This window comes from Flavobacteriales bacterium (genome assembly GCA_016779995.1).
In the GTDB taxonomy this organism is placed as follows: Bacteria; Bacteroidota; Bacteroidia; order Flavobacteriales; family UBA7312; genus UBA8444.
On record JADHMO010000021.1, the window covers coordinates 1 to 12,209 of the forward strand.

10 protein-coding genes are annotated in these 12,209 nt (G+C 36.2%); 7 read left to right on the plus strand and 3 right to left on the minus strand.

What is annotated here, in order from left to right; all coding sequences use genetic code 11:
• The 7 genes from ISP71_08485 to ISP71_08515 all read left to right on the plus strand — a co-directional run.
• Positions 1–1,473, plus strand: a 1,473-nt coding sequence (locus ISP71_08485) for a T9SS type A sorting domain-containing protein (protein MBL6664121.1), incomplete at its 5' end; no start/stop codon positions are given.
• A gap of 255 nt (positions 1,474–1,728) precedes the next feature.
• On the plus strand, positions 1,729–3,474 hold the full coding sequence (locus ISP71_08490; GenBank protein MBL6664122.1) for a hypothetical protein: 1,746 nt from the start codon (positions 1,729–1,731) through the stop codon (positions 3,472–3,474).
• A gap of 10 nt (positions 3,475–3,484) precedes the next feature.
• Positions 3,485–5,155: a hypothetical protein gene (locus ISP71_08495; GenBank protein MBL6664123.1), complete on the plus strand. Its 1,671-nt coding sequence runs from the start codon at positions 3,485–3,487 to the stop codon at positions 5,153–5,155.
• Positions 5,156–5,158: 3 nt separating this feature from the next.
• Positions 5,159–6,175 carry a hypothetical protein gene (locus ISP71_08500; protein MBL6664124.1) on the plus strand — a complete coding sequence of 339 codons (1,017 nt, stop codon included), beginning with the start codon at positions 5,159–5,161 and terminating at the stop codon, positions 6,173–6,175.
• Positions 6,156–7,268, plus strand: coding sequence for a hypothetical protein (locus ISP71_08505; GenBank protein ID MBL6664125.1), 1,113 nt, complete (start codon positions 6,156–6,158; stop codon positions 7,266–7,268). The genes ISP71_08500 and ISP71_08505 overlap by 20 nt, the downstream gene beginning before the upstream one ends.
• Positions 7,265–8,095, plus strand: a complete 831-nt coding sequence (locus tag ISP71_08510) for a glycoside hydrolase family 16 protein (GenBank protein MBL6664126.1) — start codon at positions 7,265–7,267, stop codon at positions 8,093–8,095. The genes ISP71_08505 and ISP71_08510 overlap by 4 nt, the downstream gene beginning before the upstream one ends.
• Positions 8,095–9,339 (plus strand): hypothetical protein, encoded by a 1,245-nt coding sequence (locus ISP71_08515; protein ID MBL6664127.1) that lies wholly within the window; start codon positions 8,095–8,097, stop codon positions 9,337–9,339. Before ISP71_08510 ends, ISP71_08515 begins: the two co-directional genes overlap by 1 nt.
• Here the strand turns inward: ISP71_08515 and ISP71_08520 are convergent.
• The 3 genes from ISP71_08520 to ISP71_08530 form a co-directional block, all read right to left on the minus strand.
• On the minus strand, positions 9,328–10,236 hold the full coding sequence (locus tag ISP71_08520; GenBank protein MBL6664128.1) for a hypothetical protein: 909 nt from the start codon (positions 10,234–10,236) through the stop codon (positions 9,328–9,330). The genes ISP71_08515 and ISP71_08520 overlap by 12 nt on opposite strands.
• Complete coding sequence (locus ISP71_08525; protein ID MBL6664129.1) at positions 10,236–11,684, minus strand: MBOAT family protein; 1,449 nt, start codon at positions 11,682–11,684, stop codon at positions 10,236–10,238. Before ISP71_08525 ends, ISP71_08520 begins: the two co-directional genes overlap by 1 nt.
• 112 nt (positions 11,685–11,796) lie before the next feature.
• The coding region (locus ISP71_08530; protein ID MBL6664130.1) for a T9SS type A sorting domain-containing protein at positions 11,797–12,209 on the minus strand (413 nt) is incomplete at its 5' end.

Here is a 12,209-nt window from a genome sequence, read left to right on the forward strand (position 1 = left end):
AGTTGTACTTACTGTAGCTCATTTGAGGCGGTATTATTAGGCACTTCTGATGTTTCTGAGGCTGGTGCTTCAGATGGTAGTGTTCAAGCAACAGGTCAAGGTGGTTCTAACAACTACGATATTTCTGTTGTTGATGGCAATGGTGTACCACAGAATCCATTTGCTTTAGCAGCTGGAGACTATACTGTAGTTGTAACAGATGTAACATCTGGTTGTGAATCTTCTATTGCGTTCAGTATTTCTGAGCCAGTAGTAGCTGACAACCCTTGTGACATTGTACCATCAGGTTTATTTGCGGATAACATTATTCACAATAGAGTTGTGTTTAACTGGTCAGCACCATCTGCTGCACCATCACACTACATGATTCGTTACCGTGTGGTAGGTACTTCATCTTGGACAGTAATGACAGCAGGTCCTGTTAACTCTAATGAGTTTACTGGTACTAGCAGAACACGTTACTTCATGGAGCCAGGTACTACTTATGAGTGGTCAATGAGAGCTAGAGTATTGAACGAAGATGGTTCTACGAACTGTCAGTCTTCTTGGTCTGCTAACTCAGAGTACACGACATTAGAAGCTTGTGCTAACTTAGAGAACTTATCTGTAGATAATGTAGAAGCCAATTGGGTAACATTCTACGCTGACGCTCCTTCTTCAGAGTGGGGTGTATGGCAGTCTAAAGGTAAGATGCGTGCAGTTGGAACAAACGCTTTCAGATATGTAAACGGTGGTTCTGACGGATCTATCTCTGGTGTACTAAAAGGTAACTTTGCTGCTAGTACAGATTACGAATGGCACACTAAATCTTGGTGTACAGGTAATGTTGACTCTAATGGCGACTCAGATCCTCAGTATCACTCAGGTTGGGGCGATTTCTCATCCTTCACTACGGAGGCGCCTTGTGATAAGATGCCAACTAACCTAACGACGTCTAGTAATGCTGCTAATACAGCAGTTATTATGAGTTGGGATACGCCAGCGTCTGGTGCTCCAGATCACTACTTCTTAGAGATGACTAACTTAACGACAGGAGATGTCTATGAGTGGAACTACCAAGATGGTAACTCTAACTCACGAACTAAGTTTGGTCAGAATCCAGGGGATGAGATTTCTTGGAGAATTAGAGGAGCTTGTGGTACTAATGGTACTTCATGGGCGACAACATTCTCTCAGCCTGTGACTTATACATTAGGTGGAGCGAGATTAGAGAACAGTACTGTGGCTAACTTGGATGTATATCCTAACCCATCAAGAGACATCTTTAACGTTACGTTTACTTCAGAAGAAGCACAAACGATGACAGTTAAGGTTGTTAACATGATTGGCAAGGAAATCTTTACTGAGGAGTTAACAGAGTTTGTTGGTCAGTACACGCAAGTGATTGACATGAATACTCAACCTAAAGGAGTTTATTTCTTAGAAATAACTACTTCTACAGGTAGTATCAACAAAAAGATTGTTCTTCAATAATCCTTTTTAAATAGATTGATGAAAGCCCCGAGCAGCAATGTTCGGGGCTTTTCATTATGTTTAATTTTGACTTTATTTTAGGATTATTTAGCTATCTTTGTGTAAATTTTACAATTAGCAAGTTCCGTGTTTAAAAAAGCAATTTTTTTCTTTTCTTTAATAATCTTTTCATTAACTGCTTTTTCACAAAATTTTATTGAAACGAAACCAGAGGTTTATCAAAAACTAAACATTTCGGGCTCATATAGATTTTTTGTGCAGCATAGGCATTTTGTCAATCCTTATATTACGGGAGTTAACGGACTTGATACGGCTCAATTGATTAAAAAATCTATTCTTGTTGGTGATGCTACACAACTTCCTGAGCTAACACTTAATATTAGTGCCAACCCAAGTAAAAATGTATCCTTCGGAACAGATTTAACTTTTTGGAACCAAAAGACCGGCAACTTTGATTATTTCCGAGGACTCAATTTAGGAATCAATTTATATGGTTCTTTCAAAACACCAATTGGAAATTATAACATTAAAACTGGGGGTATTCATTGGCTTAGGTTAAGTCGATTCACGATGAAAACCCCTGAAGGGTTTAATAGATATACGCTTTTTGACCGCAACCCTTGGGACCCTCAATACCTTATTTTTAGTCAGCGTTACTCTGATTATTATAAAAGAGGTAGTGTTCAGCAAGATGTACGTTGGGGAAACAAAGCCTTTCAAGGATTTGCAATTGATGGTGGCGAATTGCCATATGGACTTAATTTTACTTTTTTATATGGTAAGGCAGAATCTAGCGGGGCACAATTAAACGAAGTTGATAACAATACTTATCAGCAGTCTATTCAGTTTTTAAACACCCAATTTTATTCATCATTATTGCCTTCTTATGTGCTGGGAGGTCGTTTAACTAAGACCTTGGACGCGGGTGATATGAGCCTTAATACGATTAACGGATATGCTTATTTGGACTCTACAGGTACAAGTATGAATCGCTATGAGTTTCACTCATTAGACTATTTATTAAAGGGCAAAGAATACACTTTTGTAGGAGAATTAGGGCTTTCTAAGTTTAATGATTTAGATTATGACTTTGCTTTGGCAGCCAAGATTAAGACCAGTAAACAACTTACCATTTTACCTTTCGATATTGAATATTTTTATATTGGCAAAAATGTTTACAACAACAATTCGGAAATTGTGAACACTTCAGTAGAAGATTCTCAACCTGACGACCCAGAGCAAGGGCGTGTATTAGTGCAAACAGGAAGTGCATTATTAGGTGTTGGTAGCTTAGCAAATAATAGAACAGGTCTTTCAATAAATACTGAATTTAATGTCAAAAAACTAAAAGTAAGTTTTGGACAAACCGTTTCTAAAGAGTTAGAACGCATCACTTCTAAACTTACCTATGGGCGTAAGGTTAATTCCTTAACACTTTCAGAGTTTTATCGCTGGGAATATCCTTCTGGTGTTGGGCCTTACGGTAGACTAAATAAAGTATATAGAGGGGTTTATGAAACGGTAAATCTTGACAATATTAAAGAAGGAGAGATTAAGGACGACAAATACTTTAACAGTTTTGAATTACAAGCCAAGTATGAATATAAGTTTAAAAAACTTAATTCTTACTGTTTTTATTTAGGCTCATTCAGTTCGGCTCAAAGCATGTTTTCTCCCTTTGTAGTACTTACTGAAGATGCTTATATCCGTCAATATGTTCACGAGTTTGAGAATTATCTGTCATTGAGTTCAAGAACAATTCTTACTAGCTATTTAGGTATAGAAAGAGTTATTGGAAATTATGAGACAGATATTAATTACAACACTTTTATGCCTCGATTTCAAACAACTGTAGGTGTAGGCTTAGGTGTAGATTATAATTTATCAAGAAATACAGCATTGTACTTGCGTCATCGTTATTTTTCTTTTGAAGACAGAAACTTTGATTTAGATAATAACAACGGTCATGAGACAACGCTAGAATTAAAAGTTACTTTTTAAAACATAGAATATGAGATTAATCGCAATATGTTTTTTCGTTTTCATCGCCATTACAACCATGGCACAAGAGAGAGTTAAAAAAATTGAATTTTATGGGGCTGCCAAAACCAACATTTTACATCAAGACTTTGATGTAGATGGGGATACTATGAATGTATCAAAGGCTAACTATGGTCACTCTTTAATTGATTTAGGAATTTTAGTACGACCTAGTACTAATACTGAAATCGCTACAGAATTTAGGCTAAGAAATGAGCTTGGTGGATTTTGGGGAGGAGCTGTAACTTATGGGATAAGAAAACTTACTCTGAAAGGGGTTGTAAATGACGCTATTCGCTACAAGATAGGTGATATTGATTTAGAAATGACACCTTACACCTTGTACAACAACAACTATCAAGACGTAGTTAATGAAGCGACAGTTTTTCAAATGGCTAGAGAAGTGATAGATTATGAAAACTATTTTAATGGAAATGCTTGGAGACAACAAGGTGTCCAGTCGTCTTATGGTTTTTATCTAAATAATGAAACCTTTAAGTCTATCGATGTCAATCTATTTTCTACAAGAAACAAAACCGCCGATCCTTCTTCAGCATCACCGGAGCGTTTGTTTTCGGGGGGACAAATAGGCTTAAATACCTCATACGGTTTAATAATCTTCCATTCTGCTAATTTGTTTGATTTGAAAAATACAGTTAACGATATGAACTTGTATTATAATTCGGTCAATACTGTTTCGGCGAACATCAGTTTAGCTGACCTTCCAAAATTTAGTTTGAACTATGAAGGAGGAACCTCAAAGGCTAATTATGAAAACCTAATTGAAGAAGAAACAGTAACTATCCAAGACTACTTTTGGAATTTAGGGCTAATCTATTCACCTACTAATAAAATTAGGGTTAGTGTAAACGGTATAAATACAGGTCCTCAATTCCGTTCACCAGCGGCTCAAAATGTTCGTTTAGGGTATTCGTCAAGCAGCAATGTATTCCCAACTATTGGCAATAATCTTGCCGTTAGAAATATGGGCTTGGTAGATTATTTATACAACGATGTTTTCTATTACAAAACTTTCGACAGTCAATTGGATTTGTACAACCCTGCTTTCAGTAACGCTTTGCCTTACGGATTGGCAACACCAAACAGAAAAGGTTTTTCAGTAAGTTTAGATGAGTTGGCCATAAAAGAACAGCTTAATCTATCTTCAGAGATTCACATGATGTCTGAAATAATAGGTACAGGAACGACACAGCTAAAATCATTTATGAAGTTTGTTGCTAAAGCCAATTATGACTACAAAAAATGGTCGGCAAATGTAGGCTTAGCTTATGAGTCTACATCCAGAGACGGCCAAGCCTACGAAAAGATTGAGCTAAGTTCTATGCTCTTTGATTTTGGTGTTGATTTTGATTTAACAGACCAACTTTCTATTCTTTTCGGAACAAAGTATCATATGGCTGACGGGAACGAATTATTAGCAGTTTACGATTCATATAATAACCCCTTATATTTTGACCCAATTAGCTATAACGACCAGAAACAAATGTTAAACTCAATAGGATTAATGGTTAATTTTAGTGAACGCTCTAAACTAACAGCTTCGCTAAGCTCTTTCTCGCAAAAAGCGGAGCAAGAGTACACCTTTAACCAACTTCAACTATTGTATAGATTAAATTTTTAAGAGATGAAAAATTATTTTTTAATACTAATCATTGCGATTTCTTTTCTCTCATGCCAAAGAGAAAACCCAGAGTTTTTAGGAGGCAGTCTTAACGATCAGTTTGGTGAATTAATCGTTTTAGAGCCTTTTAAGTCAAATACGGCAAACTTTAACTTTTCAATAGTTTCGCCTCGATTTTTTGAAGCGCAATGGTCAAAAAATCTAAATTGGAACCTATCTGTTAGAGCAACACAAACTGGTGCTACAAAAACATTTACAGGATATTCAAATAAACTGGATATTGATAACACATCTTGGGATGGCTCAGCTGATGACTTCCCCTCATTTATGAAAGATGACGTATGTCAAGCTACGCTTACCCTAACAGATTCTGATACTACCATAGAGTTAACAACGACTGTAAATGTTAGTGAAATTAAGAATCCGCAAGAGGGACTAAAAGTGGTTGCCGATTTTGAAGATGGTTTACCTCTTAATTCATTACCCTTTGTTCAGCCTGGAGCAGAGCTAACGGTTACAGAAGATTCAGCAGCAGTAGGCTCTCATTACTTGCATTTAGGAGGGTATGTCCCTTATGACTATCTCTTAACATCTATTAAAATTCCTGTGCAGGATATGGAAATTTTTTCTGCTACTTCACCCTTATTGCTTTTCTTTAATATGGCTACTATTGGTGGAATTGTGGGCGAAGTCCCCACTAATCAGTTCATTAAAATTATCATTCGAGAGGATGATGGTTCAACCATTGCCAATGGAGAAAAGTATAGTATGGAGATAAATCCTGTAAATTGGGACACATGGCAGCTATTTACTTTACCATATTCGGACTTTATTTTGGAGTCGGCTTCGGTAAATAATTTGAGAGAGCCAGGCAAAATTAATCAGATTGAAATTATGTGTTTGTCCTGTCCAGCAGAGTCAGCTCCAGACGGACCGACCTGTCCAGAAAATACAGACCTTAACGTAAAAACAGATATTGATTTTATAGCATTTACAGAAAATGAAAGTTATAAACCTTAATCTCATATTAGTTTTATTGCTTTTTACTGCATGCGTGGAGTTTAAACCCATTGCAGTATATGACATAGAACCCGAGCAAGTGCATTCTCAACAAGAAAAAGTATTTTTTGATGAGTCTTTAGGCTTATTATGGCAAGAGCTTAAGGATTGTGCTGAGCTCGACGTGGTAAAAGAAGACGGGAATAATATTTTGCGTTTAGATTGGAATAAGGTCGATTGCGATTGGGTAGGTTTTGGTAACAGTTGGTCAAATTTTGTGTCTGACGACATCAGTGAATTAATTCATAATTCAGCGATTTCTTTTCGTGTCAAAGCCATTGAGACTGAGCAAAGGTCAATACCCTTTGTAATTGGACTAGAAGACTATGGCGGTGGCAATTCTTATGTATTTTCTGATTTCAATGCCTTTGCCAATCAGTTGAGTATTACGGCTGACAAATGGACGACACTCTACATTCCTTTATCTAGATATAACTTTTCTTATCAAGGTGTTGACCCTACCAATATTAAGCAAATGATTATTCAGTTAGAAGGTGCTGGTAAAGTTTTTCTTGATGATATTAAGATTGTGCCATTTACAAAAGAAGACTACAATCAAATGTTGGCCGATGTAGAACAGATGAGACCAAAAGGGAACCCCAATCAACTTATTTACCCCTCTAACTTTCAAGAGTTAGCATGGAATATTGGTGTTAATGATTGTCATTCTTTAATGGAAATAGATAAACAAATTCATTGGCAGTGGAATTCTTGTGATTTCTACAACCGATGGGGTTTCAACTGGAACAATTGGTATGCCTTTAATTTGCGAGGAATTGCAGATAAAACAGCTTTACAAATCGAGGTATCTTCTGATTTTTCGCCTTTTAAAATTGTATTGGAAGATTTCACCGGTAAAAGCTCAGAGGTAGTAGCTAAAAGCTATGCCATAGAAAATCAGAATGATTCTGTATCGACTTTAAACATTCCTCTTGCCGACTTTAAATTAATAGAAAAGCAATTTACTTTAGACCGAATGAAGCAATTTACATTTGTCGGTAATGAAAACGGTGGTTCAATGGTTATTTACGAAATGAAGTTAGTTAAACAATGAAGTATTTAAGTTATATATCTCTAGCAATATTGTTGTGGTCGTGTGAACAAACGGTTTATAATAATCCTGAATATACTTTAGTTTTTGAAGATAACTTTCGTTCTGAAAGCATAGATGAGTCCAAGTGGAATTTTGAAATAGGGACAGGCTGTCAGTATGGTCCAAACCTTAATGGTTGGGGAAATTTTGAAGACCAATACTATAAAAAGGAAAACGCCTCAATTGTTGACAATGACTTTTTGCAAATAGAGGCTAAAGAAGAAAACGTTTTATATAGCGATGCTTGTGGCTCTAATCAAACCAAAAATTACACCTCTGCTCGACTCAATACCAAGAATAAATTCGATTTCACATACGGAAAAGTTGAGGCCTCTATAAAGTTTGATAAAGCAATTGGCTTGTGGCATGCCTTTTGGATGTTACCGAGTTTTCCTCAAGAAATATGGCCTTATTCTGGAGAGATTGATATCTTAGAATTTGCCAATAGAGAAGGAGAATACTTTTATGCTGGCACAATACATCATACGGGACCACTCATTGGCACGGATTTTCCCTATCAAAATGAAAACTATTTTAACTCTTTTCATGTCTATTCAATAGAATGGGATTTATCTACCATAAAGTGGTATGTAGATGATGTCTTAATTCAAAATGTGGTTAGAACAAGTAGTAGTGTTCTTGATGACAATTGGCCTTTTGACAAAGAGTTTCATTTAATTTTAAATACAGCCGTTGGAGGTACATTAGGCGGACCACCAAACCTAGCCAATCAATCGCAGCACATGTTAGTTGATTATGTTAGGGTATATCAAAAAATAAGCAACTAATGAGGTATATATTTATTTTCATATTTATTCATTCCATTGCATTGGCTCAAGTTGTGCCTGTAGAGATTGTAAAATCTGACAAGGGATACGAATTACTTAGAGATGGCGAACCCTATTACATCAAAGGAGTTGGCGGCTTAGAATATTTAGAGAAAGCCAAAGAATATGGAGCTAATTCGTTTAGAACGTGGTCTACTGAAGATGCCAAGATGTATTTAGACAAAGCACAAGAGCTAGGCATGACTGTATGTTTAGGTTTTTGGGCTCAACACGAAAGACACGGTTTTGATTGGAGTAATGAGGTGGCTGTTAAACTTCAGCTTGAAAGCTTTGCTAAAGTAGTAGATGAAGTAAAAGATCACCCAGCTTTATTGATGTGGGCTGTAGGTAATGAGGTGGACTTATTCTATTCCAACTTCGACGTATGGAAGCACATTAACGACATTGCCCTAATGATAAAGTCCAAAGACCCTCACCACCCTGTAACAACTGTAACGGCTGGTTTGGATGTAGCTGAGGTTAAGCTCATACAAAAATATGCTCCTGATTTAGATTTGTTAGGAGTTAATACCTATGGTGGATTGGACTTTGCTATAGAATCTTTACCTTACTATGGTTGGGACAAGCCTTATATCATCACTGAGTGGGGACCTAACGGTCATTGGGAGTCACCAACAACAGATTGGGGCATTCCTATAGAGCAAACAAGTACAGAAAAGGCTAAATCATATCGAGAACGTTATGAAATGATATTTGCAGACTCTAAGAATTGTTTAGGTTCTTATGTTTTTCTTTGGGGCTTTAAGCAAGAAACTACATCTTCTTGGTATGGGCTTTTTCTTAAAGACGGCACACAAACTAGTGTCATGGACGTTTTGATTGAGAAGTGGTCAGGTCAAAAGCCTACTAACCTTGCGCCAGACATCAATGCTTTTACAATAAATTCCCTTGACGCTTACCAAAGTGTTAAAGTAGATAAGCGCAGTATTATGGAAGTTAATATTGACGCTTATGACCCCAATGATGATAAGCTTTCTTACCACATAGAAATAGTGCCTGAAAGTACTGACACTAAAGCAGGTGGTGATTTTGAAAAAGCACCGACGGCTGTATTTCAAAAAGTATTTTCAAACTCTGAATTTAAGGTCAAAGCCCCTTCAAAAAGCGGTAAGTACCGTTTGTTTGTTGTCATTAAAGATGGAGAAAAAGGGGCGACTGCTAATATTCCTTTTCTAGTCAATTAATAAGTCAATAAGTTCAGCGTTAAAAGTTTCTACACCCAGCTGATTCAAATGATGTGGGTCGTAAAAGTGTAAACTATCGTCTAACATAATTAAGGTATTGAAATTGTAATAGCTTGAATAGTCTTGCATTAATTTATCAAAGCCAGCATTATCGGCATAGCTATGGTATTCCGCAGTCGTTACAGGAGCTTGAACCAAAATCAATTCAATGTCTTTTGATTTGACCCAGCTAACGACTTCTTTAAAGGCCTTCAATTGTTCGGGGGTTATATTTTTTTCTAAGGGGCTTTTATGCTCAAATTGAACATCATCTCTTTGTACATATCCGCCAGAGATATAGGTGTCTTTGCCGATATGTTGCGCTTCAACAAAATCTTGGTCTAAGTTTAATAATTGTCTTATGCCAGAATAAATTAAAGTGTTATATACTTTGATGTGATTCAAGTCAATGGCCATCTTGATGGTTTGAAAGTCAATTTTATCGTTAGAAATAATATCCAATGCGGATTCTATTCCATCTGAGCTTAGGGATTGTGGACAGACCTCAAAAATTATTTTCTTAGGTTGTAACTTTTCGATGTGTTTTTTTAACAACAATAAACTTTGCACTGGTGCCTGACTACTTGAGCCTAAGTTAAAACTATGAATACCACTTTCTTTGAATATGCGTGTGTCAAAACCACGGTATGCATGTGATGAGCCTAGAAAAAGAACATCTACATTTTGATATTTATTGAGTTCTGTTAGGCGAGCATGTAAATGACCACCTCTTTGCTTGTATATTAAATTACTATTCAGCCAAATAGGCATAACACTCCCCCAAATAAAGATAAGAATGAGGTATATTAAGCTAGAAAATCCTAAAAAAGCAATACTATGTTTAACAAACGATTTCATTAGAATTGAAAATAGATAAAGGCGTTTTCATTAGTTGGAATATACATGCCGATAAGGAATATTAAAAAAGCATAAAGTAACCATCGCTGCAATCTGTTTTGACGTTTCGTTATATGGTCTATGGCAAAATCTCCTTCTCTACCAAACCATTCCAAAGCCATAAAAACGACTAGTAAGATAATGCATATTGCTGACTGTGTATAACCTTCAAAATTGGGCATTGTTAAAAGGTTACTACTAAACATGCCATTTAGATAAGACCAAGCATGAGCTAGTGTTTCTGCTCTAAAAAATACCCACGCTATCATCGTTAGGATAAAAGTAAGACCTATTGAAAGCAGTTCTTTTATGTTTGGAAAAAGTCGCCCTTTAGCTACAATTTCTAAATGGGTTCTATTATTATCAGTTAGCAATAGCGGGAGAAAGAAGACAGCATTTAGTGCGCCCCAAAATATAAAAGTCCAATTGGCACCGTGCCAAAAACCACTTACTATAAACACAATAAATACATTACGGATATTTTTACGCTTACTGACACGACTACCTCCCAAAGGGATATAGACATAATCCCTAAACCAACTACTTAAAGAGATGTGCCACCTTCTCCAGAATTCAGCAATGTCTCTTGAAAAATAGGGAAAGCTGAAATTCTTCATGAGTCTAAAACCAAACAATCGTGCTGTACCGATAGCGATATCCGAATAGCCTGAAAAATCTCCATATATCTGAAAAGTGAAAAACAAAGCACCAAGTACCAAAACACTTCCTGAATATTCCGCAGAATTATTAAAAATGAGATTAGCTATTTCTGCACAATTGTCAGCAATGACCACTTTTTTGAATAAACCCCATAATATTTGTTGCATACCAGCCACTCCTTCAGCACGACTAAACATTCTTTTTAAAGAAAATTGGGGCAATAGATTAGAAGCACGTTCAATTGGTCCTGCCACTAGCTGAGGAAAGAAACTCACAAAGGAGCTAAAGGCTATAAAATCATTGGTAGCGTTAATTTTTTTGCGATAGACATCTATGGTATAACTCATCGTTTGAAAGGTATAAAAGCTAATACCTACCGGTAAAATGATATTTAGACTATTGCCTTTTATTGCTACACCAAAAAGCGCAAACGACTGAATGAATTGTTCAATAAAGAAATTGTAATACTTAAAAAAGCCTAGAAAACCGAGATTGACAATAATACTAAGCCATAACAATGCCTTTCGTTTCTTTTGCCTTTCTTCTTTAGATAAAGACAAGCCTACACTATAATCTACTATTGTACTTATGACAATGAGGGAAAGAAAGCGCCAATCCCAACAGCTATAAAAATAATAACTAGCAAGAAGAAGTATGATATTTTGAATTTTTATCGACTTGTGGAACAACCAATACAGGCTAAAAACAAGGGGTAAAAAAAACGCAAAATCTAAAGAGTTGAATAACATCTTAGTAAATTATAAAGACACAAACATACATACTAAATCTCAAACTAACAGTATGCATAAAAAAGCCCCGAACATTGCTGCTCGGGGCTTTCATCAATCTATTTAAAAAGAATTATTGAAGCACAATCTTTTTGTTGACACCACCGTTTGGCGTCATTACTTCAATGAAGTAAACACCTTTAGGCTGCTTATTCATATCAATTGTTTTTCTATAGTTTCCTATAAATTCAGTTAATTCCTCGTTGAATACTTGTTCGCCAATTATATTCATAACCTTAACTGTCATTGTTTGTACTTTTTCAGAAGTAAAGGTAATGTTAAAGATGTCTCTTGACGGGTTAGGATATACATCCAAGTTAGCCACAGAACTGTTCTCCATTCTTGTGCCACCCAATGTGTATTCAACAGGCTGAGAGAAGATTGTTGCCCAAGAAGTTCCGTTGGTACCACAAGCACCACGTATTTTCCAAGAGTAATCTCCTGCCGTCAAACCAAACTTAGTTTTTGAAGTCAATGAACCTGCTA